The following is a 26,886-nucleotide window of genomic DNA, read 5'->3' as shown; positions in this document are numbered from 1 at the left end:
ATAAAAAATGTTTCTAGTTCTATTTCCATTATTAGGGAGCTTTTTTAGATAATAAAAAGATTAGTTTACTTTAATCAAAAACAAATTTAACCCTTATTTTACTCACTTTTTTATCAATAATTTTTTTATTTGATCAAAATCCTGTTAATTTAAACAAAATTTTGAAAAAAAGTTGCTATTTTTGACCAAAAAAAAAAGAGTTCAAATACTCCTTTTTAAATCCTTCTTTATTTTCTCTTAATATATAACAGAAGTAACTAAATTATTACTTGCATATCGTTCACTACAAGCCTATGCATGCACGATGACTAACATTGTTGTATCAATCGTTTAAGTTTAAGAACGTAAAACAAACGATCTCTCTTTTGACCTATTTTCATTTTTAATCAACATTATGATTATAAAATTCAAATTCATTTTATATCTAAATTAGACATTTTAACTGTTGATTCCTGTTTCTTTAACTAACTGTTATGACTGTGTTGAAGAAAAAACTTCGACGATCCCATCATTATTTTAAGTTTCGGATGAATAAACTAAAAAACCGACTCCTTTCATTAGGTCAGATATTATCAAAACAAAAAAAGGCTAGATCATAACTCTACGAGTTATATCCTAACCTTAAAGAATCCGACTAAACGGCGGGAGCAGAAGCAATGCCTTTTTAAAAATTTCATTGAATGGCTATTTTATTTCCAACTATCTACAAAGTGATATCTTATAGTCTAAATTTGTCGTACAGGCTTTTTGCCCAGAAAATGATCATCAATATTCCTAGCCATACAAAAAAATGATTCATTTGCTCATTCGTTTTTGGGAGTTGGTCTTGTGCATGATCTTCTGGTATTACAGCAGGATCTTCCTGAACTACTTCAACGGTTGCATCACTTACAATGGATTCTCCATGAACCGTCTTCAAGAACAGATTAAATACAAAGCCACACATAAAAATCGTAATCACTATATACTTAAGATTTCTTTTTATACAATACATATCCCGCCCCTCCTAAAACTAAGATAGCTCCTATTATTAGCCACCATTGATTACTTTCAGAAAGAATCTCTACTCCTTCATTCATCGATTGTTCCTCTGCAGCAGAAATAGTAAAATCACTTTCCCATGAACGATCGATCACATCCGATTTAGCGACGATCTTCAAGACGTACTTTCCTGCTTTTAGCTTAGAATCTATCAGTGATAGCTCTGGAGAAAATAAGCTGTTCGGTGCTAATTCAACTTCTTTCATTTCACTCGACCAAAGACTATCTGAAGGCTTCTCTTTTTTATAAACGTTAAAAGATAAATTTAAATTTCTAAGAATAGTGGGATTGGGGTTTTGAAATGTTACATCTAAGGTTTGTTTTGTTTTTTCTGCATTCAATTTGACCCCTTTATAATTCAATTCATTCTCGTTACTTTCTTCCGCTACTCTTACTTTTATTGGAATATTATACGCAAAAGAATTGTTCACACCGACTTGTGCACTATCTTCTTCTTTTTCACTCACATTGATGGCACCTAAAATGGTACCAAAAAAATCACTTATATCGTATTTTAGTTGTATCTTTGCTGTAGCAGAGCTATTTGGTTCCACCGTTACTTCATTTTGTTCCAATTTTGCTATTTTTGACATTCTATATCGCTGACTCTCATCATATGTATGGTCTTTGTCATAACTGATTGTTCCATCTTTGGTCGTCATACCATCAAGTAAAACTAATTGTAATTTTTTTGGTTCTGAAGATTCATTCACGATAACGACTTCCAGTGTTTGATCCATCGCTGCTGGAACACCAATATTAAAATAATCAACCGTATTTTCCAACTGATTTTCTGGTATAACAGGGGTCACATAAAAACCAGAGTTATTTGCTAACCCCTTTATAGGAAGAAAAAAGAAAAAAGGGAAACATAAAATCAAACTGATCAACCATTTACTACACCTATTTTTTTTCATCTTCACCACTCCTTTTCATTTATTAATATGTAGAAAAAAGAAAAAGCAACTTTCTTAAATTGGATAAGTGCTTTTTCTTTTCTTTATGATTACACTTTCGGCGTTAATGTCCAAGTAATATTTGCACCATACACACCTGATTGAAGTAAATTAGTATCTGCTACTGTTAATTGAGGATTCAATGTAACTGCTTTTCTTTCATTACTTCCTTGCTCATACCCAACGGTAAACGCTTGATGTTCTTCAGTATCATTCATCGTTACGTTTGCAGCGGGTTCAATTGAGCCTTCTTGCGTTGACGGTGTCAGTACAACACCTAATTGGTTTAAAAGAAACCCTTTATTCCCAAATGGTCCATCAGATAATTTTGTACGTACATTCCAGTCATTTTTTTCCTCTGTTCCTGTACGTGTATCAATAATACTAATTGCTGCTTTTCCAGCTTCTTTTTCATTTACAAGTGTTTGTTTGTCTTTTGTATTTATTTTAGAAAAAACAATACTTGCTTCAGTATTTGCATCTTCACTAAATTTAACCGTCCCAGAGTTCATAATACTTTCAACTTCTACGACAGCATTACTATTTGTTAAATCATCTTGATTAGGAACTTTAGCTGCTGGTTGTACAATCAATTCGTCCGCTGGTGTAAAGGTAAAGTCTAATGGATATTCTCCTGTATAGGGTTCATGCTCGACAGTGATTGCAATATCATTTCCTTGTGCATCTTTCCCATTTCTAGCGTAAGTAAAACGGTTATTGTTTAATTCTGTTAACTCCAAAGTCGCTGCATAGTTTGAACCAAGTGAAATTATTGTTCTTTCTTTGTTTCCGTTAATAACATCATAATAGCCATAATCATTTCTTGCGTTTCCTTGTACATCAAAGAATTCATATCTTCCAGATTTGCTATCATAACGAGCTAAACCTAGATATCCTCTGTTGTAGTCAGATACGTCATTTCCGTTTTCATCAAAGGCTTTTGTTCCTTGCCATTTTGTTGTACTTAAAATTGTTCTTCCTGGTTGATCTTTCACGATTGTTCCTGTCTCTTTATTTAATACAGGTGCTTGTGAGGTAAATGTCAATTCACCATTATATGGTACATGCTCCACGAAAACATTTCCTTGAGAACCATCTTTTTGTACACCAGTTCTACGATAAGTAAACATATTTTCATCTAATCTCACCATATCTACAACGACACGGTAACCCAATTCTGATAACAACACTCTTTTCTTACCATCCTGAGTGACAAAGAAAACACCTTTATCTCCACGGCTGACATTGGTTTGTTTATCAAAAAATTCATAGCGATTCGTGGTTGAATCATATCTTGCTCTGCCAATAAAGCCACTATTTTCAGTCGTTACATCATTTCCTTTGGCATCATATACAAACGTACCTTCCCAATTTGTTGATCCTAAAACTTGATTTGGTTCATATTCTGCCGCAAATACACTATTTCCACTAAATAGAAAAACAAATGCTAGTAACATCGCTGCAAGTGAAAAACCATAAACCTGTTTTTTCTTTATTTCCGTTTTCATCTCTACACTCTCCATTTCTAATTTTTATACAAAACAATCCAAATGACCGTTGTATATTTTTTTGTTTGTTGGCTCAAAGTCTATTGGTAACTATATATTCTATGTTACTGAAGAGAAATAAATAGACTATTAACTAAAAATAAACTTTTTATAAATTTAGCGATTTATTGTGCTTGTATTCGCTGTTTGAACTACAAAAATAGACCAACCATCGATTAGGATGATTGATCTTTCTAAACTAACATTTCTGATTTTTTGGTAATTGATACAGTTATAATGCTTCTTAATTAGTAACTCATTTTATTATTTGACACAACGAAACCCTATGTTATTTGCTGCGGACATTCCTGTGTTTCCATTTCTAGCGGCGATACGATATCTTTTACAATAAGATTGATGGCATAGAAACGAACCACCTCGAGTTGCATAGACCTCATCATCAATGGTTTGAAAGTGTTCCCAAAAGTATTGGCTACTTTCTTTTTGAAACGTCATCAACTCAATCCGCGCTGGATTACTACACCATTCCCACACATTCCCGATTGGTTGATACAGCCCAAAAGCATTCGGTTCGTACCATTTCGCAGGTGCTGTACTCGCAAAGCCATCTGCCGTGGTATTATCATTTGGAAATACTCCTTGCCAAATATTGCAGTGATGTTTTCCATCAGCTAAAAATTCTTCCCCCCAAGGATACTTCTCATAGGAAGTTCCTCCCTTTGCTGCAATTTCCCACTCACATTCAGTCGGCAGACGTTTATTTGCCCAAAGACAATACGCAATAGCATCATTTCTCGAAACCTGTACTACTGGATGATCTAAGCGTCCTACAATATCGGAATCTGGCCCTTCTGGGTGAGCCCAATCTGCTCCTTTTACAGCATACCACCAGCTCATATTAGGGATTAATTGGCTACATTTTTTTGTTTCTTCACTTAGAAAATAATGAAAAACGAAAGACCAACCGAAGCGTTCAGCTTCTGTAAGATAGCTCGTAGCGTTCACAAAAGTTTTGAATTCTTGATTGGTAACGGTCGTCTCATCAATCAAAAAGGTTGGATGGTCAATAGTAAGTTTGGGTCCCTCACGATCCGCCTCAAAACCATCCAAGCTATCTGTCCCAATACGATATGTCCCTTGTGGAATTTGAATCATAAATCATTCCCTCTTTCTAAAATAACTAATTGAAAAAAATCGTATTGGCTACTTCAATAAGAGTAACACAGCTATTTTTTATCCGATCTGACTTTTCTGGACTAAGGTTAAAATCCTGTCTATTTTCGGTATAAATTCCTTTAACAGCTCTGCGTAGCCACAATACCCTTCGTCAACATACATCACGTCTTTCATTCGTTTACAGCCACCACCACAGATTGGCTTGAAGGTGCAGTCGTAACATTTATCTGGTAATGATAGACGGTTACATAGAAATTCTTTAGACACCTCTTGTTCAAATAATTCTTTTAACGTTTGTTTCTGAATATACCCCATACGATACTCATCTAAGACATAAAAATCGCATGGATACACACTTCCATCCGCTTCAATGACATACTGCACCCGACAATTGCCTAAAATACCGCAAGCCGTTACTTGTCTTTTTACCAACAAATTGATGAGGTCATCAAATAATTTGATGCTAATATAATTTCCATTTTCCAATTCATCCAACCAACAACAGAACAATTGATGATAAAAACTGGCAAAACCTTCAGGTGTCAAAGCATAGATGCTGTTTTCTTCAGCATCTAAATCAGCTAAACAAGGAATAAATTGAATATATGCGATTTTTTGTTCTTGAATAAATCTAAAAACGTTCTTTGCATCTTTCGCCAAGGAATTGGTCAACACACAGAGAATATTGTACTCAATCTCATACTCATCGAATAACTCCTTCGTTTGTAAGACACGTTGAAAGGTTCCTTTTCCTTTTGGATCCACACGATTTAAATCATGTTGATGTGCTTGTCCGTCAATCGACAATCCAACTAAAAATTCATTCTGTTTAAAAAAAGCACACCATTTCTCATTAACGATTGTGCCATTCGTTTGAATCGAGTAATGAACCTTCACTTTTTTCGCTTGGGCTTTCACTGTGTCTATAAAGTCTCGAAAATAGGTAAGTCCAGCCATCGTAGGTTCTCCACCCTGAAAAGCAAAAGTTACTTCATCGTCTTTATCCAAAATATATCGATTAATACTCTTTAGTTTTGAATTTAAAAAAACTATTACACCACTAATCTTCTTGAATTGAAACTAAATAAACAAAGCGACAGATATTAAAAAAGTTAAAAAAAAGCTGGGATAAAAGTATTTATTTCTACACCCTTTCAATCGAACTATTTAGTTCATTTGTCCTATTTAAGAACAAAACGTACAAAATTCAACAAACACATTAAGTTTTCTTCATATCATCTAAGCATGATACGAGAAAATCGATGAACAGAAATTGTTATCTCTTAGGAGCCTCTAAAATACATCTTTTTATTTCTTAATTTTGTCGTAGTAAGCGTCATTATTTTATGAAATACTGGAATCATTTGTTTGTATACTAGTATCAGAAAAACAGTAGAGGTGAAATTATATGGCTAACAAACAAAAGTATTTACTTATTTCCACGTTATTATTAGGAACATTTTGCATGTTTTTAAACCAGACTCTTTTAACAACTGCTTACCCTTCATTAATGAAAGATTTCTCTATATCAGCTGATTACGTACAATGGCTAACGACGGGATTTCTTCTTGTAACTGGGGTTGTTATTCCCTTATCAGGATGGCTACTTCATCAAGTGAATACAAAAAAGCTGTATTTAGCTTCATTAATTATCTTTTTGACAGGAACGACTCTTAGCTTTTTTGCGCAAACGTTTTTAATTTTGCTTGCCGGTCGACTCATCCAAGCTGTGGGTGTAGGGATTTCCATGCCTCTTTTTCAAACTGTTTTGCTTTCTCTTTTTCCAAAAAATGAACGCGGATCTATAATGGGTCTAGCCGGTATTGTAATTGGATTAGCACCAGCGATCGGTCCTTCTTTATCTGGATTTATTCTTATGAAATATACATGGCATGCGCTTTTTCTAATGCTTATTCCTATCATTATTCTAGTAATCATTATGGCTTTATTTTTTATGGAACCTGTATTGCCCATCAAAAAAACAAAGCTTGATATTTTGTCAATTATTGAATCAAGTTTTGGCCTAGGGTTATTACTTTACGGTCTATCCATAGTCTCTACAAGTCACGTAAATATCTGGCTCGTTTTACTCTGTTTATTAGTCGGTTCTATCTTTTTAGGATTATTTCTCTATCGCCAAAAAAAGATCACCTCTCCGTTTTTAAGTTTGCAACCTTTAAAACAAAAAAATTATCAACTTTCATGTTATCTCGTCGCGCTATCGAATATGGCTATGATTAGCTTTGAATTAGTTATTCCAATGTATATACAAAACGTTCGTCACTATTCTCCATTAGTTTCAGGACTATCCTTACTTCCGGGTGCGTTGATCTTTGGTATAATGAGTCCTATTTCCGGAAAGTTATTCGATAAATATGGCGCAAGAAACTTATGCATTGGAGGAATGTTGTTACTAACAATTTTCACTTTTCCATTTGTATTCATTCAAGCAACTACACCAATGGTTTTCATCATCATTCTCTATACATTTCGCTTATTAGGCATCTCTATGGTAATGATGCCTGTAACGACATTCGGTATGAATGCTCTTCCTGATTCTGAGTTGAGTGATGGTTCCGTCATCAATAAAACGACCAAACAAGTAGCTAGCTCTTTTGGTACTGCAATTATGATCAGTGTTATGACCTATGTTACGAGCTACTCTGCTAATACCTCTGGAGAATTAAAACGTTTAGATGGATACCGCGGCTCTTTTTTAGTCGCGACAATATTTTGTGTCATTGCATTACTTCTAACATTGAAAGTACCAAAAAAATGCGATTAGATTCATTTATTCTATATTAAATACGTATCCTAATGGATTTGCTCATTTGTTTTAAACGAGAAGGTTTCTATAATTACTTAATAAGAAAAAGAGATCAACTATCGATTAAGATGATTGATCTCTTTTTGTGTATTTTTTACACTGAGCTGACTTTTTATTTTTCCGGGGTAATGTATGGTACGATCGGTGCTGTTACTCCTATGGAACTGCCTCTAACGAATGATTTGTCTTTCAAACGCACTAAATTTTCCCCTTGTCCGGTAACCATTACGCCTAAAATCTTTAACTCCTCAACTTTCTTGTCTTCGTTATCTCGAATAAAGGTGTCTATCTTTTTATTATTCATAGGTACAGAATATGCTTTAAAGGAACTGAAAAAGTTCTCTTTATCTGCTTGCGGGTCAATGTCACCCTCCTCATTCACATTTAATTGAAACCCATAAATTGGTGTTCCAGACGGTCCTAAGTGTTCATCTCTTTCTTCAGAAAACAAATACAACCATACTACATTAAGATTTTCTGGAATCATTTGCTTTACTTCACTGTAAGAATAAGGCTTATCAAAAGAGAGTGCAACTTCTGCGACAGAATGTTCCATATGATTGAATTCATCCAGTTCATTTTCCACATCATCATAATAATTTTCAATATTTGGGTTGTAAAATGTAGCGATTTTTTGTTTAGTTTGACGATTGTATTCATATGAGTTTTTAGAGGACTGATACCAAGATGGCATTAATTCATTATAATCGACTGAACCTCTGAAAATACTATACCGACTTTTTAAATTACTCCAAGGCACGATATAGCCATTTATATTTTTTGATTGATTCGTTACTACTTCGCCTCCTAATATAGAACTATTAGAAATTACTTGCGAATCTATTTGTGTATTAGGCGAAGCAATCGCTTGATAGTCAAACAACGATTTATTTAATTCAAAGTAATTATTTGCAGCCGCTCTATCTAATACAATAACCATTATTCCTGATAGAACAAAAAAACTAAAAATTGAGATACAACCTATAATCAATAACTGCTTTCTTTTAGCTTTTTTAATACTTTTATTCAAATCCATCCCTAATCCTCCCAAATATCCTTCAATTTTTTTCTAGTTCTGTACAATTTTTTCTTTACAGTTTCTATATTTAGATCTAGCATGACAGCAATAGATTCATATGATAACTCATAATAATACTTAAGAATAAGCAGTTCTTGTTCTTCTTTTTTTAGTGGATCAATGATCATCCAAAAATTTTGAGATTCACTGATCAGCTCTGGCTGAATCCCAAGGTAATCGGAAACATAGGCTTTTTCTCGTTTTTTCTTTCTAAATAAATCAATATAATTATTGAACGATACTCTAAAAAACCATGGACGCAAATTTTCTTGTGTAATATACATCAGTGAAGAAAATAAACTATTATATGTTTGAGATACAGCATCCTCAGCATCTTCCATCGTACTCCCTTTTTTTATTAATGAACCTATTACTTCTTGCCCCAACAAAAGCAATGATTCTTCAAATGTCACATCCTTTTTCATTCTATTTTCTCCTTTCATATATACAACGTATGAACTATCCGAAAAGTGGACAAAAAGATTTCTTAATGTTAAAACAAATAAAAGCTAAAGTGAAAGACGAATCACTTTAGCTTTTATTTTATACTTTATAGAGTTTCTCCATTGGATGCAATGCATTCTTTATACCAGTAGAACGAATCTTTTTTGTAGCGTGCCAAACTTCCCTGTCCTTTATCATCTTGATCTACATAGATAAATCCATACCGTTTACTCATTTGAGAAGTTCCACAACTAATCAAATCAATACATCCCCAAGTGGTGTACCCCATTAAATCAACGCCATCTCTAATTGCTTCTCTCATTTGAAGCACATGTTTTTTCAAATAATCGATGCGATAGTCATCATGAATTTTTTGGTTGTTAGTCAATTCATCTTTTGCACCCAAACCATTTTCACAAACAAACAATGGTTTTTCATAGCGATCATTTAATTTTATTAAAGAAATACGTAACCCAATAGGATCGATTGGCCAATCCCACTGTGTTAATTCAAGATACGAATTTTTTATTGGACTATCAAATGAGCCTGCTAATTTTGAAGCATCTTCTCTAGCTTCAGTCACATGTGACATATAATAACTGATTGCAACGTAATCTACAATTCCTTCTTTTAATAACGCCTCGTCCCCTTTTTCCATCACTACATGAATAGCATTATCCTCAAAATAGCGAGCCATATAGCTAGGGTATTCACCACGTGCTTGAACATCTGGATAAAACATATTTAATTGATTAGATTTTAACGCTTGTAACTGATCTTCTGGTTTTGTCGTCATTGCATATGATTCGATTTGATTGATCATACAGCCGATTTTAGCTTCTGGAATAATTTCATGGCAGGCTTTTACAGCTCTAGCACTGGCTAAAAACTGATGATGTGAAGATTGATACGTCGCTGTCAATGTATCTTCAACCAGGTCTTCAAGTGTTCCTGCACCTGTATATAAACTATTCATATCCATATTCATCTCGTTAAATGTAATCCAATAGTTCACTTTATTTTTGTAGCGTTTTAAGATAGTACGGGCATATTTTTCAAATAGTGGAATTAATTCTCGACTTACCCAGCCATTATATTTTTCAGTCAATGTGATCGGCATTTCATAATGAGACATCGTTACTAACGGTTCAATTCCATATTTTATACATTCATCAAATACTTTATCATAAAAATCCAGCCCTGCTTCATTTGGTTTTTCCTCTAATCCCGTGGGGAAAATTCTCGCCCAAGAAATCGAAATTCTAAATGTTTTAAACCCCATTTCAGCAAATAATGCAATGTCTTCTTTATAGCGATGATAAAAATCAATGCCCCATCTTTTAGGAAACAGATATTTTTCTGGATGGGATTTATACGCTTCTAATTCTTTTGAACTTACATTAAATGTAAAATTATCGACTTTACCTGTTATATAAGGATCTTTGTAAGCTGCAAAATCTGATGTAGATAATCCTTTACCATCTTCTAAATAAGCTCCTTCAATTTGATTTGCAGCTGTTGCCCCGCCCCATAGAAAATCTTTTGGAAAACCTGCTTGTAATTCTTTCATTGTAAAATTCCTCCTACTATACTCGTTTTTATACTATTAATTAACCGCAATGAACAACTCATCTTGATTTGCATTCACTATTCCTTCTTTAGTTGTTGTTAGAACATCTAAAAAATCAGCGGTATTAGTGACAATAATCGGTGAAAATAGACTCAATTCTGCCTTTTTGATTCGTTCAATCTCAAATTGTATTAATAAGTCTCCTTTAGAGATAGAGTCTCCCTCTCTAACAAAGCATTCAAACCCTTCTCCATTTAGTGTTACTGTGTCTATGCCAACATGGATTAATAATTCGACTCCTTCAACTGACGTTAATCCAATCGCATGATTGGTTTTGGTCGTTGTCGTTACAGTTCCATTGAATGGTGTACGAACCTCTCCTATGGAGGGAATTACCCCTATTCCTCTGCCCATTAACTCTGAAGCAAACGTGTTATCTGAACATTCAACTAAAGAATGAACTTCTCCTGTTAATGGTGAAACAATATGAATGGGTGCATTTTTAATACTCAATTTCGAAGTACTCTTTTGATTGCTTGTTTCTACTTCTTTGACTTCCTCTTCATTACATTCACTATTTTTCAAGAAGAGTAGCGTACATACTAAAGCAACTACAAAGCTCGCTGTAATACCTATTAAGGCATAGATAAAATTATTCGTGCCTTTTTCAATATAAGAGGGCAACGCTGTAATACCTGGCTGAGAAAAAGAAAAAACTTTTACTGATAGCAGACCAAAAATAGTTCCACCCGTTGCGCCACCAATCAAACTTGCATAAAATGGACGTTTTAATTTGAGCGTTACACCATAAATCGCGGGTTCCGTAATACCAAAAAATGCTGGCAATAGAGTAGAAACGGATAGTTGTTTCATTTTTTCATCTTTCGTTTTTAATAATACGCCCAAAACGGCTCCAGCCTGAGCAAAGTTTGCGACTAAGTTCATTGGTAATAGGACTAAATCGTAGCCAAGTTTTTCAAAGCTAGCAAACGTACTAGGAAAGAAGGCATAGTGCATTCCTGTGATCACAATCAGCGGCATCAAGCCTCCCATCAGTAATCCTGCTATAGGACCAGCTATATTGAATAATGACGTGAAAAATTGTTGGAGATATATACCCATATAATTTCCCAAAGGAGCAATAAAAAGTAATACTACAGGAGCTGTTATGATCAGCGTTAATAATGGTACAAATACAATACTTAGTGATTTTGGAATTACCTGTTTAATGTATTTATTGATATAACTTAACAGCCAAACACCTAAAATAATCGGTAGGACTGAAGAAGAATAATTGTTCATTGGAATACTTAGCCCTAAAAATTTTAAACTACTTACCTCGCCACCAATCGCATATTGGATAATCGTTGGATACATCAATACTCCGGCTAAAGTTACTGCCAATGAAGCATCTGTTTTGAATTTTTTAGCTGCTGAAAAAGCAATTAGAAAAGGCAAGAAATAAAAAGCAGCATCCGAAATAGACCCTAAAACTTCATAATTTGAACTGGTTTCAGATAACAAATCAAAACTGACTAATAGCGCCATAATTCCTTTTAATAACCCGCTGCCAACAATAGCAGGTAAAATAGGATTGAAAATACCAGATACAGTATCAAAAATACTATCTAAAATAGATTTTTTAGCTGTTTCACTTTGCTCATTATCAGAAACGTCCGTTTCACCTAAAAGTAAAGAAACTTCAGCGAATACTGCTTCTACTTCACTACCAATGATCACTTGGTATTGTCCACTTTGAAATTGCGCACCAATTGCTCCATCTAATTCTTTTAACTTCTCTAGTTCCACTTGGTTTTTATCTTTAACATTAAAACGCAATCGAGTGATACAATGCCAACTTTGATTGATATTCTCTATACCACCCAAGTCAGCCACAATCTGTTTGGCTAATTCTTTTTTATTCATTTTCTCCCTCTTTTCTTTTTGTCTTTTTTTAACAAAAAAACCCAAACAAAAATTTATATGAATTTACGTATAACGTATAATCATTCAAACTTTTGTTCAGGTTAATGCTTGCTTATAAATGCAATGACACGCCTTTTCAAAAAAGATTCAATTTTCTTTGGTGATTCTTTGGATATGAATAACAAGATATAAGAGTTCATCGTCGCGAATAACCATTTGATACTCATTTTTTAACATGTCGCGAATGATCAAACCGCATGCGAAACTTTTAGGATACTGTTCCTGAATAATTCGATAAAGACCATTATCATTTTCAGCTATGAACGCTTGGTTACGTAGTTGGCGATTCATAAAATAACGAATGTGTGTTACAAATCTGGAATAATGAATGCTAGACTTATTTAACACGATATTAAATAGCGACTGAATTATCTTCACGATACTTTTAGTGATTGTTGTAATTAGCATCGTTTCGTCCATTGATTCTAATCCATCTTGTGCATTGACAAAATGCAATGCAATAAACGATGCTTCACTCTCCGGTAATGATACACCTAATTCTTCTTCAATTAGTAATAACGCGTTCTTCCCAATCTCGTATTCCTTAACATATAAAAATGGAATCTCCCACTGTAAAGCACTTTCCGTTACTTGCTCGTTTCTAAGTCGTTCAATCGCAGCTTGTATATGATCGGATAATGAAACGATCATACTAGCATTTACTTTTTTACCTAGTTCGTTTTCACCATTTTCAATAATTTTTTCCGTAGCAGATAGCACCTCAGATGAGATATTATCTAAAATCGCACTGAAATTTTGCGTTTGGTTCTTTGACTCAAAAATTTTTGTCACTAATGTATGATCGATGACATCCCCCTTTTTCTTTTTAAAACCAATTCCTTTGCCAAATAATACAAATTCTTCTGCGCCATCGTTCACCGCCAGGACAAGATTATTATTTAGTGATTTTATCATTGTATAAATTCTGATCACCTCTTACTCTTAGGTCAGAAAAACAAAAAAACACCAAACTAAAGTAGATTGATCCTACAGTAGATTTGGTGGTGCCTGATCGAGTCAGTTACACTCCTCTTATATCTGTTTTCAATTTAACACAAGATGAAAGCGATGTCAAATCGAAATAATAGATGTTCAAAAAAATCCTCTCGTAAATAAAATAAATTTATTTTTTTCTCTACAAAACGTTACTTAACATTTGAACCTAATAAAGTTTTATTCATTTTTGTCGGATAATACGACAAAAATCGTAATTTACCTTTTTAAAAAAATCTAGATACTAGTCAAATTGACTGTTATTTGGACTTATGGCCTAAGCTTTCTATGTTAAATTAGAATAATCCTAGTAAATATTTGTCCCCATATTAAACATTTATTTACTCCTTTAAACATAAAAATAGACCAATCACCACTTAAGTTGATTGATCAGTATATAGTATTTATTCTTTGTTTACTAGCACTCTAACAGGCGCTTCTATTAAGAATGGATAAATCACCTGTTAGGAATACTTGAGTACTTTCTCTTTTTGTATCTACTTTAATGAATTTTATCCATCCATTAACTAAAAATTTAGGTTACTTCTATTAATTGGCTCTTACTTTTTTAACACAGTCACTTTCTTCTTGAAACCGATAATTACACCGATAAGTAACAGGATACCTAAAACAAATAAAATAGTATTTTGAATTGTTCCTGTGCTTGGTAAACTACCTTTAGTTTTCTCTTTTGATTTAGCTTTTTCTGTTTGACTAGTAGCATTATTTTTAGATTCTTTAGTTTCTGAAGCTGAAACTTTAGGAACAGTAAAAGGATACTTTTCACCCCAATTTCCATTTGTATCATTTGCTCTTAAAACAATCTGTTTATCAGGACTAAGTTCAACAACTAAAGAAAAATAACCATTTTCATCTGAATTAATACTTGAACGTCCAGTTCCTTCTAAATAATCAATAGATACTCTGACATTTGGTGCTGTTTTTCCAGAAAGTGTTTTAGTCTCATGATCATAGTCAACTTGTAGAATTTTTAAGGAATCTAACGCTTGCACTTCTGGTGCTCTAAAACTATAAGGCTCTCCAGTTTTTCCTTGTGAGTCAGTTGCTGTTAATATCATCACCAAGCCAGGACTGAATTGATCTACTATGATGAATATGCCGTTCGCATCAGCTTTAACAGATCCTTGTCCCATCGTGCTGGGAACATACATACTTACAGTTGCATTTGGTGCTGTTTTCCCCGTAAATGTATTTGTTTTTTGATTAAAAATAGTTTCTGAAATAGCGAGAGAAGGTTCTGCTTTTGGCTTCGTTACCTCAATATCAACTGGGTCACTTTTTTTATCGTCCAAACTAGCAGTTATTCTGTTAATTCCTGATGGCGGATTAACAACAATAAATGAACCATTCGCATCAGCTTTGAATAATCCGTTAGCTAGCTCAGGATTATCTAATGATTCCGCTACAATCAGTGCATAAGGAGTTGTCTTCCCGACAATTTCCATATTTTTGCTGTCATAGAAAACATCCCATAGTTTTAATTTTTCCTCAGCAATTTTAGTTTTTGGAACATCCGTACTTTCTGTAGTTTCCTCTACTTTTATATCCTCTTCAGTACTACTTTCAGCTTTTTGAACAGTCCCTTCACTGACTTCCTCAGAATCTGCATACACAGCAGAAGTTGTAAAAGCAACCGCACTTACCAATAAAAAGCCTACCCCTAACAATTTAAACGTTCTCATCATTTTTAAGCTCCTCTCCAAAGTAACATTTTTGTCTTTTTCGTAATCATTGTAACACAAATGAAATAAAGGTATTTTTATGCTGTTTTTCTTAAAAAAATCTTAAGAAACTGCAGTAATTTGTATTTGATGTATCTCTCAAAAAATATATCTTTCCTTAAATTTTTTAGATATTTCTATATCCATATAAGCTAAATTGAGTAAAAAAGGAACTTCAAATAATTTACATCACTGATTCTATCGTATAAATACACTGATGATCATTCAATTACTTAGTCCTTAAGAGATACTTCTTTTGTAGACCAAATCTAAAAAATTTCTATAAAGATCAGACACCTAATATGAAATTAATTAATAATCGTACTCAATTTTATATCATCTAAAACAAATTCCCTCAACAAACATTATGACACTTTCTCATTCATTTTAAGACTTATATTTATAAGTTCAAAATTCATTGCATTTTAAAGTCATTTAAGTTACAATATTGTTACAAGTATTTCAATCACATTTAGGAGGACGTAAAAATGAAAAAAATTAAGTTTGTTGGATTGGTTAGTATTTTAACATTATCTCTTTGTATTAATTCAAAAGCATTTGCAGAAACAGTTCCTACTGAGTTGGAGAACAGCTCTACTCAAACCACAGAAACATCACTATCTGACAATCAATCAGAAAAAAGCTCAGATAGTTCCACAAACGAGAATATACTACCTGACACCTCAACACCATTTAATCCAAGCAAGACCGACAAAAGAGAAGATCCTATTACCAGTTCCATTGTTGAAATAGACCTTTCTTCAGAGATTACTGCCTTTCATGAAAAAGGAGATAGAATCAGTGCTTTTGATTTTCAAGTCGGCATAGAGAAATCATTAAACAAAAAACTTACAAATTATCGCTTTGAAAATGGTGAAGAGTTCATTACTGACACAGTAGGGATTCATGTAACTAAGATATTAGCTGATCTTGATGAAAAAACAACCTATTTAATCACTTGTTCTTACTCAGTGCAAAACAACATCAATACTATCCTAGCGCCAGAGCTTTCTTATGATGCAAAAACTCATATACTGAACGGAAAAACATTGCCGAATCACAAAATTAATTTCTACAAGGTTGGTTTAGCTACTAGTGAAGAGTTCAAACAGATTTTTACTGTAGCAGATGAATACGGGAACTTTTCTATTTCAGCAGACAACTTCGAGCGTGGCCGCTTGATGGCAGCAATAGTTTCTTCACCCGATGGAGTAGAATTTAGTGAAAGCACACAATTCAAAATCCCGTTGGCAGATACTACAAACTCTACTACAGAAACAACTAATAGTTCTAGCACTCAGCCATCAGAAAGTACGACAGATTCTACTAAGCCTAAATTATCAGGAAGCAAAGAGTTGCCGTCAACTGGCGAAAAAAATAATTATACTTTAAAAACCAGCGGCTTATTGACAATCTTTGGCGTCTTCAGTATGTTTCTAGTTAAGAAACGAAAAGTGAACAAATAAAAGTAACCTATAAGCGGATGGGACAGACGCGCTTAACTCTGGAAGAAGTTTATGAAAATTGCCACGTAGTACAGTAAGCTTACGAACTGTTGAGAACTGGTATCTAGTTGATATTTCCTCAAATTTTCATGACCAAGTAAGTACTGTGAAACACACCAATTTCAGCTTATTTTTGAAGGAATGGCTTCTGTTTCCAACGTTTATTTTTCATTTAAGGTACAGGACAAAAGTTATGATTTCTTTTGTCCTGTACCTTTTCTAGTTGTTACGATCTTTTTACGCTTCATACTAAGAATCAACTTTTTCGATGTGTGAATGATATCTCTAAAACTCCACATTTCTCATCATTTCCCCAAGTTTATTCTGAACAATGTTCCTTCTGTTATCAAACATTTATTCCTTTGAACATATAAATAGATCAATCACCACTTAAGATGATTGATCTTCACAGTTATAGTATATAGTTGTTTTTTGGAAGATAAAATACAATTTGTTATTCATAACTTGATTATTTTTTCTGTGTTTACTGGAATTTTAACACCCGCTTCTTTCAAAGAATGGAGGAAGCATATTTTAGGTATCTTTGGGTCCCTACACTTTTTTGTATTTATTTTATAAACATCTATCCACTTCTATTGAGATTTAAAAAATCGAACGCCATCATAATTTAATCGATCAAGGTTAGAATCTTCTTTCAGTAAATACTTATCAAAAAAACCTTTCATATATGTCGAAAGTATGGTTCGCTGACTTAAGGCATCTCTAGAACCACGTTGACTTTTTTCAGTTGCAGTAAATAGAGAATCAGAGAAGTCTCCATGTTTAACACCATCTATAATAGCAAAATAGGTATCATTACTATTCGTTTGAAGAAGAAACGTATTTGTATTATAGGCAAGGACTGTTCCCAATTGTAAAAATGGTTTCTTTAAGTCACTATCTAAAAGCCCTAGCATATTTCCGTCTAAATTTATACTCCCAACAAACCGATCATCATCACGACTGACCATTGCAGCTGTTGTACCTCCAAAAGAATGTCCAAAGATACCTAATCCTTTATCTAACTGTAAACGTCCTTTAAAAATAGAATCAATTTCCCCAGAATTCATCTTATACAAATTATCTGCTACGAAACTAATATCCTCACTTTGTAATTCAGCATACTTTGAAAATTCTATCCCTTTTGGCGCTGCTGTCAACATTCTTGATGTTTTCATAGCACTTTTTTCTGGAAGTTTCCACTTTGCTATATATAAACGAAATTTGATTTTATCTAAAAATTCTGAAGTATAATTTGATAAACTATCAATAAATCGTGAAGACACCCCTTCAACTCGACCATCAAGAAATTTGTTTACTCCTGATTCAGCATGTCCCATGGCAACTACGATATAACCTGAACTTGCTAAATCCTGAGCAAAAACTGTTCCTTGTTCCGCATATGCTCCTGCTCCAGGACTAAAGAAAACTACAGGGTATTGTTTTTTCTTGGCTGAAACGTTCAAATTTTCATACGACCATGTTTTGAAATCTGGATTAAACAGTTTATCTTCTTTAGCATTCTCTGCATCTTTTAGAAATCTACTTCTTTGTTCTTGAAATTCTGAAAATCCATATTCAGCAGTTTTCTTTCCTTCATCAGTATCCGAGGGATAATAAATTACAGTGGTTATTTCTCTTTCAATATTATCCGAAGCTATATACTTATAGTCCATTTGAGTTCGTCCAACAGTGTATTTTCCAACAGGTTTTGGAAATTCTTTCTGGACAGAAAAGTTATTATTGTTCTTTATAATTATAAATATGATTATAATTGAGAGTAAAAATAAAATACTTAGAATTAGTTTTTTCCGTTTCCAATTCCTTATTTTTTTTATTGGATTATTTTTTTTCAAACTATTGTCTCCTATTATTTTTTTCTATTCTATTCATCTTTGTATTCAAATAAATCACCTGGTTGACAATCTAATGCTCTACATATGGCATTCAATGTATTAAAACGAACGGCTGTTACATTTCCATTTTTTAACTTTGATAGATTGGCATTGGTAATTCCAACCTCATTTGCTAAATCTTTGAGGGAAATTTTTCTATCTGCCATTACTCTATCTAATCTCACAATGATCGCCAATTATTCTCCCCCCTATTAGACAGTTTCATCTGACAAATTTTGTAAGCTGACTCCGTATTCAAATACTTCCCCTAAACAATAAATAATAAATCCAACAAGCACTTCAATACTTATCCCTATGGAAATATAATAGCCTTGCGGACTATTTATTGAGAGTAAAATTGAATGAATAATTGGAATCAATAAGTTAGTTATTATTAATATCGCTCCAACTTTTTTTAATAAAAGATAGTTATTTACGGAAAACGGAGTACATCCATCACTTATTTGACCAAAAAAATTACTTCCTAGGTAAAATACGTATCCGTTTACTAACAATAACGGTATACTCAAAAAAGAACGTACACTATCATCTATTTCTTTATAAACTATGTGACTTTGGGTAGAAAAATTTAGTAAATACGTTGAATCTTGAAATACAATTAAATTATTTTTCCTAAGTACAAAGAAAATAATTGATACAAAAAACAGGATAATACACATAATACTAAGTATTCTCAAACACATATAAATTAATTTAGAACTCCTTAAAATCTTTTTATATTCATAGATAGTCCTCCTTTTACGATTATCATATCACAAGAATCACAATCAAACAATATTTTATTATCATTTAAAGGAAATTAATTATCGTATTACAATAATTAATTAAATTCGGAGAAGCTTTAGAATTTAAGCTGAAACATATTTTGAACTCTGGTAAAATAGTCTCAATGATTTTTTAGTTGATTTGAAGGAACCGACAGTCTTTTTTTAGCTTAGCCGCAAGTTCAATACCCGCTAGTGAAAAGAGTGATTATGCCTGACATAACTAGATATACCATTGGATAACAACACCATCTTTAAGACATCGCTAGGAAATGATGGTTCTTATATGAACAACTTGAATAGCCGTTGGTTCATTTTTTACGTTTAAACCGGCGACCACCAAATGTTCTCGGTCTTTTGTTTCAATAAACAGAGCGAATAACTCGTAAACATATTGAGGGCTGGTACAGGTTCTAGCTGCGTAAAAAGTTGAGGCTTCTTTCACCAGTTCAAGACTGACAATAGCTGCACGTTTTCTTGGTTGGTTTGTTTTCATGTTTTTCTCCTTTGCTTAGTGTTGGTTATCTAGATTGAACTCAAGGATTTGTAAGTAGTCTAGTTCTGTTCCAGCTTTACTTCTTTTTTTGTCGATCAATTGTCAGCAATATAATTGGATTTCTTTTGGTACTTGTTCGTTCACTCCCTTTGTGATGTAACGATTTTCTTTGTTGTTAAACATTTTATTCCCTCCTTGAAATACAAAAATAGACCAATCATCGATTAAGGGCTCTATACTTTTTGATGTTGGTGAACAATCACCGGCATCTTTTTTAATGCAAAATAATAGAAAAGACACCCTGATATCCTTTAGAATTAAGTCGCCTAAAACCAATCAAAAGGGGAAATCAAGATGTCCTATACAAATCTTATCAAAGAAACCTTAGATATTCTAGACTTAAACATTACTTTTAATGAAAATTCTTTAAAAAAAGAACGCATTAAAGGACGGATCTGCCAGGAGTTTTCTGGTACGTTGGACTATTTAGCGCACTCCTGTCCTCATTGTGGTGCCCATGAAGACGGATCGATTATTCGTTGGAGCTTTACAACCTGTCTGATTTTACTGAATGATGTTTCTGAATACCAAACATACTTACGCTTGAAGAAACGTCGTTTCTTCTGCCATTCTTGTGATAGAACTTTTGTCGCTGAAACAAGTCTTATCGAAAAGTGTTGCTCGATCTCTAAGAAAGTTAAGCTTTCGATTGCCGAGCGTCTACGAAACACTTCGTCTATGACCGAAATTGCCCGTCAAAAGAAGGTCTCTGTTTCCTCTGTTTATCGCGTATTGAAACAGTTTTACGAACCCCAAAAAATCAATCGACTCATCTTGCCAGAAGTTCTTTGTTTTGATGAATTTAAATCAGTGAAACAAGTCGCTGCCTCTATGAGTTTCATTATGATGGATGGACAAACAACGCAATTACTCGATGTCGTTGAAAACCGCCAGTTGCCTTTTTTAGAACGCTATTTCTCACGATTTTCTTTATCTGTTCGTGAAGGTGTAAAATACATTGTTTGCGATATGTATGCGCCTTATTTTTCTTTAATTAAGAAACTATTTCCCAAGTCTCAGATTGTTCTTGATCGCTTTCATATTGTGCAACACATTGGGCGAACGTTCTTAAAACACCGCATTCAACGAATGAATACCTTTCTCCATCAAGGATCTGTAGAAGCAAAAAAATACCGTCACTTGAAGAAATACTGGAAACTACTTCAAAAGAATCAATCGAAGCTCCATTTTGAAAAACGCCAATGGCGTTCTTCCTTCCGTGCTTATTTAACAAAAACCGAACTCGTGGATCGATTACTTGCCTATGATGAAGAATTAAAAGCTGGCTATACCTGTTATCAGGATTTTCTCTATGCCATACAAACAAGAGATTACACACGGTTTCACGTGTTATTAGAACAAGATTATTCTAGGCTTCCAGCTTATTATCAAACAACAATTACTACCTTTAAAAAAGTTCAAACGGGCATTAAAAATGCGTTGGATTTGCCTTATTCCAACGGACCGTTAGAATGCTTGAATAACCATATCAAAGTATTAAAGAGAAATGCCTACGGCTTCCGTAACTTCTATAATTTTAAATTGAGAATTACTTTATGCTTTGGGTCTGTTCTTTTTCAACCAAATAGAAAAACCTAGAGGCATTTCCCTCTAGGCTTCATCATTGATTTAATTCTTTGGATTTTCTTCACCAACATTAGTTGACAAAGAGCCCGATTAAGATGATTGATCTTCATAGATATAATATATAGTTTTTTTTTGAGCTAGATACATCAGTTTAACTTCATAATACTAATTCACTCTTCTCGGATATAACACACTCATCTCCACGCTTTTTTCGTCACCCTTTATTTATTCTAATTAAAATTTATCTAGCATTTTTCCTTGTTCATCTAAAACTTGTGTTACTTTCTTTCCAAACTGTCCTTTTACTGTCTCCCCTAGACCACTTGTTGCAGAAGTAATCGAACTTTTTGCACTTTCTGATTCCGTTTCTCCAGATTTTTTTGTTTTTTTCATAAGACTATCTTTTTTTTGAATAAGTGCCATTGCAGTGGCTTGAGCGCTCATTTTTTGTAAATTCTTTTTATATTCTTTTAATAGTTTTTCGATTGCTTCTAACACGTAATCATACTCCTTTTACGGTTTAGTTTGTTCTTGAAGATTTTTTCGATAGGCTTGTTCTGCTTCGTCTTCTTTTAACGAAAGGGTCCGTTTCTCTCTGTCTAATTCTGAGAAAAAATCTTCTTCAAGACGTGATAGCTCACGTCTTGCCCATTCCATAGGCTCATTTGTTTCACCAAATCGTTGTACCTGCCGCTGCATTTCAGAATAGGTATCATTCGTTGCTTGTTCCGCTTGTCGCCTAATTCTCGTCAATGCGTCAGATTCTTCTTCAAGTTGTCGTCTCGTTTGTTGATAATCCGCTAATGCTTGCTCTTCTTGATCCATACTCGTATCTCTCCCTTTTTTAGGCGAGTTGTTTCGCTAATTCTTGGTCTCGTTGAACTAATTCACCTATTTTTGCAGTAATATCTTTGGTTAGGGTACTAAATTTACTATTCATTTGATGTGCTAAACTTAGTTTTTCTTGAAATTCTTGTGAAGGGATCGTCACCATGGTTTGTTCCGTACAACCTATTGCCTGCATAGCATCTAAAACTTCGCCATAAGATAAGTCAGGACAATTACTTTGAATCGTCGAACGTCCTTCTTGCCATATTTCTTCTAATTCCCTAATGGCATCTTTATAGAGCTTTACGACGTTCTCCATTGCCATGTCAAATTTTGAAGATGCAAGCTTTACAATGGTTAGCGCTTGGCTATCGTCTAAATAGATTTGTTCATTTCCAGATAAACCGCCACCACTAGCAGTAAATTTTTTACGTAAAACGTTCAATTTGGTAAAACTATCAATTTGAGTTTGAAGCCACTCATTTTCTTTTTTTAATTGTTGGTACTCTTTTTTACTGCCACTCTTATGTACACCATAGTGTTCTAATCTGCGCATTTGCATCTTATTTTCAACAATACTTTGCGCTAAAAGGGTTTGTTCAATTGATATCCCACCATTTAAGTCAGAATAAATGACTATATCTCCGTATTTATTAATATAATTCCCTTTTTTATCTACTTTGAATTGATCTCTTGAATGACCAAATAACTTCCACCCTTTATTATCGATGCCTATACTTAAGAATGGTATTTTCTTCTGACCACCAGTCATCCAACCACTAGTTACCGTATCAGATGTATCATAGATATTAACAATAACCCCTTTATAATTTTTAATCTGTGCATCCGTTAAACCCGAACCAGCAGCACCATATGTAATAGCGTTATATCCTTTTAAAACAGCAATATAGATAGCTTCTGCGCCACCTAATGAATGCCCTGTAGTAGAAATAGTGTAGCCATCTTTTTTAGAATAGCGTTGCTCAATAACATTAGCATAATCTAAAGCAGACTGAAAAGCACCATTTGCATGTTTGTCATTTTGAGCGATTTCTCGGACATCGGTTTTTATATCCTGCCATCCACTTGTTCCTGCATAGGCAATCGTTATGTCTTTTTTTACGACTGATTCAGGATACCCAGGTATTTGCTTCAAATATTCTGTTTTTTTATCCTTATATTCATCCCTAATTTCTGCTACAACCATGGCTTGCATACTGTTGTTTTTTGGAGCTTTATCTGTACCAATTTTATCTTTATTCGTGTCTACTTTATCTAGAATGATATACTCTTTATTTTGTGATCGTTCATTAACTGGTACATTTCCGTTTTCAACTTGATAAACTTGATCAGAAAATTGTCTATTTTGATCCATTAGTTCACCGTCCCGTGATAATAAATAATTTTTTGAGAGGGCATACTAGCTTCTGTTTTTTCTGGTTTCTCCTCAAGATAATATGGACCTTCTCCCGAAAGTGTTCGTATGTTGTAGATTAATTTATCATTTTCTGCTGAAACAGTATCTAGAGAAACACTATCTTCATAAACATTGTTTAGTTTAAAATAAACTCTAACTGTATTCATTGGAGTGACTGAAAAATTCGTGAACTCAACGCTTTCAATACTAATCTTCTTCTCCATTCCTTCTAATTTTTCAAAAAATTGAGACTCTGTTAAATCACCGTTCCCATTATTAAATTCGTTAAATATTTTCTTTTTTTGTTCTTCATCAATAGTAGATAGTACGTAATTATTATACAAATAATTAGCTAAATCAGTTTGAATCACTAATAATTCTTGCTTATCTTTTTCTCTATCCATGTACCATTTCCCTCCAATTATTAAACCTACTAAAACTATTATAGATAAAGTTATGAGTATATTCTTTTTCATTTGTTTCTCCTTAAAGTAAGAGTAAATTAACTATAACACAATTATTGAATTCATAAAACTACGTATTAACAATATCTAGAGTGTAAAGTTGGTGTTATATAGTTTCATAGTCAACATACTCTCAATTAAACAAACATCACTAAATTTCATTTTCTTACTACCTAATTGCAATTTTCAAAAATAATCCAACACACTATCTTTAGATACAAAAAAGACTTTTATACCTAATTGTTTAAGTGGTGTTTGTATCTGATCAATTTGTTTCCTGTGCGTAGCATTATTAGGCAAAGCAATAGCAGAAATAGTATCTTTGCATTCTTGGTTTAAAACTTTTAGTGCGGCAACTACTGCTTTTCCAATATGATTTTTTACTTGATTATCATTGAATGGCTTACCATACCTAGCAGAATCTTTCATTGAAGACGTTGCCCCTTTGGCTTCAATACAGATTTTGTTTCCATTTTTAAATGCCTCAATGTCAATTCCTGTTTGTGTTGTAGTTGCGTATCTTTCTATTGTGTACCCTTGACTATTTAAATAGCTCATCATAATTTTAACTACTTCATTTTCGGTCAATAATTCATTCATTTGCATTAACCTGTTCCCTTCCCAACCTATATCTATCAACTTAAAAGAGTATTAGATCAGTATTATATTTCCAAAAATCTCCCTATTTATGATACGGTTCTGCGTATCGGAAGTGAATGATATTTTTCTAAAATCTAAATTGATTTAAAACCTCCAAATAATACGCAATTATTTGGAGGTTTTTTATTTGAAAAAAATTGATACAGAAAAAGTGAAACAATTTTATGAAGAAGTTGATGCAGTTTGGCAAGAAGATAAATGGTATACATATTCGAGAAAAATTATTGAAAAATTTATACTCAATCAAAATATAGCAGCTAACCACTACATTTTGAATGCAGGTTCTGGAGGAAGTGACTATAATTTATCAAACAAAATGGAACATTTAGACTTAGCTGAAAACAAAATCAACATTTTTCCAAATTATACCGTAGGAAGTATTGAAAACACAATATATCCAGATAATAGTTTTGATTGCGTCATTTGTGTAGGTAGTGTCCTTAATTACACAGATGCCTTAGCAAGTATTTCCGAAATATCCAGAGTTCTAAAAAGTAAAGGACAACTTATATTAGAATTTGAGAGTAGTTGGGGGTTTGAGCACCTTAAAACAAAAGCTTATAAAAAGGATGCTGAAATATTGGATTTAAAATATTATAATTCATATCATAAACAATGGGTTTATTCGCCTTCTTACATTGAAAGTATTTTAAATAGTTATGGCTTTAAAATTACCATGACCAAAAAATTTCATATACTTAGCTCATTACACTTTAGGTTTTCTCAAAATGAAAACAAGGCAGCATATTTTGATAAATTTGACTCTTTTTTAGAAAAGATCCCTTATTTTAAAAATCATTCAGATAACCTAATAATATCAGCTATAAAGTTATAATTTTTTTTTGTTTTTTCCAATTAAAATGGAAACTATTGGCGCGAATATTATCGTGAAAACACTTCCTACTATTGAATTAATTTCACTCATTTTTATACCAAGATAATCAAGTAGTTTGTTCATACCAAATATCAGTCCAACCCCAATTGTTAGTCCCATGATTGCAAACAAGAAGATTTTTTTATTTGAAATGTTTTCTTCTGATGGAAGAAGCTTACTTGTATTTTCAATGTAATCTTTGTTTTTTAAACTACCATAGTTAGAATATTCAATATGCACTTTAGGATTGTTCTTCGTAGATTTTTCTATTTCTATCAAGTTCTTGGCGGTTTTTTCTTCAAATTTATTGGACAAGTTATCACTATTAAAAATTTTAAACCATTCAACTGAATAAGAATAAACACTTTTCACTATTTGTATATATGTTTGCCGTGAAAGTGTAGGAACGTTGTCATCTGCTTGTATGTATAATTTTGCTTCAAATGAACTTTCAAAGTTATCAAAACCAATTTGTAGAGTATGATATAAAGCTTTTAATTCACCAAAGTTTTCTAAATACAAAAGTTTTCGAAAAAATCTACTTTCCTTGTCCACATTTTTTCCGTTGTCTTTATTACTAATTTCAACTATCCAGTATGCAACATCTAGAGGTAGTTCAGAAATAAAGGTTTGCAATAAATTTAAGTAGGTTAAAAACGATACATTATTACGAATAGAATTTTCAATAGCAATATACTCAATCAAAATACTTTTCGAGTCTTCTAAGTAAGATAAAATTGCTAGGCCACTAACTTTATCACTATACTTCAGAATAAACCCTAATACTTTAAAATCTTCTTTTTCTTCATTTTCAAGCATCTTCGTGATTTCATTAGAATCTGTTTTTATTTCACGAGGGGTAACCATATTGTATATTTTTAGAGCTTCTATATAGTCTCGGTTATTTGTTTTACTGATTCCTGTAATTGAAAAATTAGTTGAAATAGTTCTATTTTCCACTTTAAAACCTCCAAATAATTGCGTATTATTAGTA

At 33.0% G+C, this 26,886-nt stretch carries 24 protein-coding genes; 4 read left to right on the top strand and 20 right to left on the bottom strand.

Annotated elements, in window-relative coordinates:
• Positions 1-718 precede the first annotated feature (718 nt).
• The 5 genes from IGI43_RS12705 to IGI43_RS12685 form a co-directional block, all read right to left on the bottom strand.
• On the bottom strand, positions 719-994 hold the full coding sequence (locus IGI43_RS12705) for an LPXTG cell wall anchor domain-containing protein (protein WP_438758158.1): 276 nt from the start codon (positions 992-994) through the stop codon (positions 719-721).
• Positions 969-1,958 carry a DUF916 and DUF3324 domain-containing protein gene (locus IGI43_RS12700; protein ID WP_438758157.1) on the bottom strand — a complete coding sequence of 330 codons (990 nt, stop codon included), beginning with the start codon at positions 1,956-1,958 and terminating at the stop codon, positions 969-971. Before IGI43_RS12700 ends, IGI43_RS12705 begins: the two co-directional genes overlap by 26 nt.
• Before the next feature lie 89 nt (positions 1,959-2,047).
• Positions 2,048-3,505 (bottom strand): DUF4822 domain-containing protein, encoded by a 1,458-nt coding sequence (locus IGI43_RS12695; RefSeq protein ID WP_438758156.1) that lies wholly within the window; start codon positions 3,503-3,505, stop codon positions 2,048-2,050.
• Between the two features lie 303 nt (positions 3,506-3,808).
• Complete coding sequence (locus tag IGI43_RS12690) at positions 3,809-4,660, bottom strand: formylglycine-generating enzyme family protein (RefSeq protein ID WP_438758155.1); 852 nt, start codon at positions 4,658-4,660, stop codon at positions 3,809-3,811.
• Between the two features lie 78 nt (positions 4,661-4,738).
• Entirely contained in the window at positions 4,739-5,734 is a 996-nt protein-coding gene (locus IGI43_RS12685; RefSeq protein WP_438758855.1) for an SPASM domain-containing protein, read from the bottom strand.
• A gap of 355 nt (positions 5,735-6,089) precedes the next feature.
• Between IGI43_RS12685 and IGI43_RS12680 the strand changes: the two genes are divergently transcribed.
• On the top strand, positions 6,090-7,466 hold the full coding sequence (locus IGI43_RS12680) for an MDR family MFS transporter (RefSeq protein ID WP_438758154.1): 1,377 nt from the start codon (positions 6,090-6,092) through the stop codon (positions 7,464-7,466).
• 154 nt (positions 7,467-7,620) lie between these two features.
• On the opposite strand, the gene IGI43_RS12675 is transcribed toward IGI43_RS12680, so the two are convergent.
• The 6 genes from IGI43_RS12675 to IGI43_RS12650 form a co-directional block, all read right to left on the bottom strand.
• Positions 7,621-8,544 carry an anti sigma factor C-terminal domain-containing protein gene (locus IGI43_RS12675; RefSeq protein WP_438758153.1) on the bottom strand — a complete coding sequence of 308 codons (924 nt, stop codon included), beginning with the start codon at positions 8,542-8,544 and terminating at the stop codon, positions 7,621-7,623.
• Positions 8,545-8,546: 2 nt separating this feature from the next.
• Positions 8,547-9,011 carry an RNA polymerase sigma factor gene (locus tag IGI43_RS12670; RefSeq protein WP_438758152.1) on the bottom strand — a complete coding sequence of 155 codons (465 nt, stop codon included), beginning with the start codon at positions 9,009-9,011 and terminating at the stop codon, positions 8,547-8,549.
• 125 nt (positions 9,012-9,136) lie between these two features.
• Positions 9,137-10,600: a glycoside hydrolase family 1 protein gene (locus IGI43_RS12665; RefSeq protein WP_438758151.1), complete on the bottom strand. Its 1,464-nt coding sequence runs from the start codon at positions 10,598-10,600 to the stop codon at positions 9,137-9,139.
• A 36-nt stretch (positions 10,601-10,636) separates the two neighbouring features.
• On the bottom strand, positions 10,637-12,526 hold the full coding sequence (locus IGI43_RS12660) for a beta-glucoside-specific PTS transporter subunit IIABC (protein WP_438758150.1): 1,890 nt from the start codon (positions 12,524-12,526) through the stop codon (positions 10,637-10,639).
• A gap of 147 nt (positions 12,527-12,673) precedes the next feature.
• The gene (locus IGI43_RS12655) at positions 12,674-13,501 is read right to left on the bottom strand and encodes a PRD domain-containing protein (protein ID WP_438758149.1); all 828 of its coding nucleotides are present in this window, start codon (positions 13,499-13,501) and stop codon (positions 12,674-12,676) included.
• A 638-nt stretch (positions 13,502-14,139) separates the two neighbouring features.
• Positions 14,140-15,282 carry an LPXTG cell wall anchor domain-containing protein gene (locus IGI43_RS12650; RefSeq protein ID WP_438758148.1) on the bottom strand — a complete coding sequence of 381 codons (1,143 nt, stop codon included), beginning with the start codon at positions 15,280-15,282 and terminating at the stop codon, positions 14,140-14,142.
• Positions 15,283-15,809: 527 nt separating this feature from the next.
• Here IGI43_RS12650 and IGI43_RS12645 point away from each other — a divergent pair.
• Positions 15,810-16,787, top strand: a complete 978-nt coding sequence (locus IGI43_RS12645; RefSeq protein ID WP_438758147.1) for an LPXTG cell wall anchor domain-containing protein — start codon at positions 15,810-15,812, stop codon at positions 16,785-16,787.
• A 632-nt stretch (positions 16,788-17,419) separates the two neighbouring features.
• Here IGI43_RS12645 and IGI43_RS12640 read toward each other — a convergent pair.
• The 3 genes from IGI43_RS12640 to IGI43_RS12630 all read right to left on the bottom strand — a co-directional run bounded on the left by IGI43_RS12640 (position 17,420) and on the right by IGI43_RS12630 (position 20,002).
• Positions 17,420-18,682 (bottom strand): hypothetical protein, encoded by a 1,263-nt coding sequence (locus tag IGI43_RS12640; RefSeq protein WP_438758146.1) that lies wholly within the window; start codon positions 18,680-18,682, stop codon positions 17,420-17,422.
• A gap of 29 nt (positions 18,683-18,711) precedes the next feature.
• On the bottom strand, positions 18,712-18,918 hold the full coding sequence (locus tag IGI43_RS12635; protein ID WP_438758145.1) for a helix-turn-helix domain-containing protein: 207 nt from the start codon (positions 18,916-18,918) through the stop codon (positions 18,712-18,714).
• Positions 18,919-19,771: 853 nt separating this feature from the next.
• Positions 19,772-20,002 carry a hypothetical protein gene (locus tag IGI43_RS12630; protein WP_438758144.1) on the bottom strand — a complete coding sequence of 77 codons (231 nt, stop codon included), beginning with the start codon at positions 20,000-20,002 and terminating at the stop codon, positions 19,772-19,774.
• 354 nt (positions 20,003-20,356) lie between these two features.
• Here IGI43_RS12630 and IGI43_RS12625 point away from each other — a divergent pair, with 354 nt between their 5' ends.
• Entirely contained in the window at positions 20,357-21,661 is a 1,305-nt protein-coding gene (locus tag IGI43_RS12625) for an ISL3 family transposase (protein ID WP_438758143.1), read from the top strand.
• Between the two features lie 222 nt (positions 21,662-21,883).
• Here the strand turns inward: IGI43_RS12625 and IGI43_RS12620 are convergent, their stop codons facing one another.
• From IGI43_RS12620 to IGI43_RS12600, 5 genes are all read right to left on the bottom strand, one after another.
• A complete protein-coding gene (locus tag IGI43_RS12620; protein WP_438758142.1) occupies positions 21,884-22,147 on the bottom strand; it encodes a hypothetical protein in 264 nt (87 codons plus the stop codon).
• 15 nt (positions 22,148-22,162) lie between these two features.
• Complete coding sequence (locus IGI43_RS12615; RefSeq protein ID WP_438758141.1) at positions 22,163-22,474, bottom strand: hypothetical protein; 312 nt, start codon at positions 22,472-22,474, stop codon at positions 22,163-22,165.
• A gap of 19 nt (positions 22,475-22,493) precedes the next feature.
• Positions 22,494-23,852, bottom strand: coding sequence for a triacylglycerol lipase (locus tag IGI43_RS12610; protein ID WP_438758140.1), 1,359 nt, complete (start codon positions 23,850-23,852; stop codon positions 22,494-22,496).
• The gene (locus tag IGI43_RS12605; RefSeq protein ID WP_438758139.1) at positions 23,852-24,298 is read right to left on the bottom strand and encodes a hypothetical protein; all 447 of its coding nucleotides are present in this window, start codon (positions 24,296-24,298) and stop codon (positions 23,852-23,854) included. The genes IGI43_RS12610 and IGI43_RS12605 overlap by 1 nt, the downstream gene beginning before the upstream one ends.
• Before the next feature lie 246 nt (positions 24,299-24,544).
• A complete protein-coding gene (locus IGI43_RS12600; RefSeq protein ID WP_438758138.1) occupies positions 24,545-24,964 on the bottom strand; it encodes a hypothetical protein in 420 nt (139 codons plus the stop codon).
• A 181-nt stretch (positions 24,965-25,145) separates the two neighbouring features.
• On the opposite strand from IGI43_RS12600, the gene IGI43_RS12595 reads away from it, so the two are divergent.
• Positions 25,146-25,853, top strand: a complete 708-nt coding sequence (locus tag IGI43_RS12595) for a methyltransferase domain-containing protein (protein WP_438758137.1) — start codon at positions 25,146-25,148, stop codon at positions 25,851-25,853.
• Here the strand turns inward: IGI43_RS12595 and IGI43_RS12590 are convergent.
• On the bottom strand, positions 25,848-26,852 hold the full coding sequence (locus IGI43_RS12590; RefSeq protein ID WP_438758136.1) for a hypothetical protein: 1,005 nt from the start codon (positions 26,850-26,852) through the stop codon (positions 25,848-25,850). The two genes, IGI43_RS12595 and IGI43_RS12590, sit on opposite strands and share 6 nt — an antisense overlap.
• Between the last annotated feature and the right edge of the window lie 34 nt (positions 26,853-26,886).

The sequence above is a fragment of the Enterococcus sp. AZ126 genome (genome assembly GCF_051714545.1).
Classification (GTDB): domain Bacteria; phylum Bacillota; class Bacilli; order Lactobacillales; family Enterococcaceae; genus Enterococcus_L.
This window is presented reverse-complemented; position numbering and strand designations above follow the sequence as displayed.

Bases quoted from the DNA above. Each gene is read 5' to 3' on its own strand.
- IGI43_RS12705 (WP_438758158.1), bottom strand. From the start codon at position 994: ATGTATTGTATAAAAAGAAATCTTAAGTATATAGTGATTACGATTTTT.
- IGI43_RS12700 (WP_438758157.1), bottom strand. From the start codon at position 1,958: ATGAAAAAAAATAGGTGTAGTAAATGGTTGATCAGTTTGATTTTATGT.
- IGI43_RS12695 (WP_438758156.1), bottom strand. From the start codon at position 3,505: ATGAAAACGGAAATAAAGAAAAAACAGGTTTATGGTTTTTCACTTGCA.
- IGI43_RS12690 (WP_438758155.1), bottom strand. From the start codon at position 4,660: ATGATTCAAATTCCACAAGGGACATATCGTATTGGGACAGATAGCTTG.
- IGI43_RS12680 (WP_438758154.1), top strand. From the start codon at position 6,090: ATGGCTAACAAACAAAAGTATTTACTTATTTCCACGTTATTATTAGGA.
- IGI43_RS12675 (WP_438758153.1), bottom strand. From the start codon at position 8,544: ATGGATTTGAATAAAAGTATTAAAAAAGCTAAAAGAAAGCAGTTATTG.
- IGI43_RS12670 (WP_438758152.1), bottom strand. From the start codon at position 9,011: ATGAAAAAGGATGTGACATTTGAAGAATCATTGCTTTTGTTGGGGCAA.
- IGI43_RS12665 (WP_438758151.1), bottom strand. From the start codon at position 10,600: ATGAAAGAATTACAAGCAGGTTTTCCAAAAGATTTTCTATGGGGCGGG.
- IGI43_RS12660 (WP_438758150.1), bottom strand. From the start codon at position 12,526: ATGAATAAAAAAGAATTAGCCAAACAGATTGTGGCTGACTTGGGTGGT.
- IGI43_RS12655 (WP_438758149.1), bottom strand. From the start codon at position 13,501: ATGATAAAATCACTAAATAATAATCTTGTCCTGGCGGTGAACGATGGC.
- IGI43_RS12650 (WP_438758148.1), bottom strand. From the start codon at position 15,282: ATGAGAACGTTTAAATTGTTAGGGGTAGGCTTTTTATTGGTAAGTGCG.
- IGI43_RS12645 (WP_438758147.1), top strand. From the start codon at position 15,810: ATGAAAAAAATTAAGTTTGTTGGATTGGTTAGTATTTTAACATTATCT.
- IGI43_RS12630 (WP_438758144.1), bottom strand. From the start codon at position 20,002: ATGAAAACAAACCAACCAAGAAAACGTGCAGCTATTGTCAGTCTTGAA.
- IGI43_RS12625 (WP_438758143.1), top strand. From the start codon at position 20,357: ATGTCCTATACAAATCTTATCAAAGAAACCTTAGATATTCTAGACTTA.
- IGI43_RS12615 (WP_438758141.1), bottom strand. From the start codon at position 22,474: ATGGATCAAGAAGAGCAAGCATTAGCGGATTATCAACAAACGAGACGA.
- IGI43_RS12610 (WP_438758140.1), bottom strand. From the start codon at position 23,852: ATGGATCAAAATAGACAATTTTCTGATCAAGTTTATCAAGTTGAAAAC.
- IGI43_RS12605 (WP_438758139.1), bottom strand. From the start codon at position 24,298: ATGGATAGAGAAAAAGATAAGCAAGAATTATTAGTGATTCAAACTGAT.
- IGI43_RS12600 (WP_438758138.1), bottom strand. From the start codon at position 24,964: ATGCAAATGAATGAATTATTGACCGAAAATGAAGTAGTTAAAATTATG.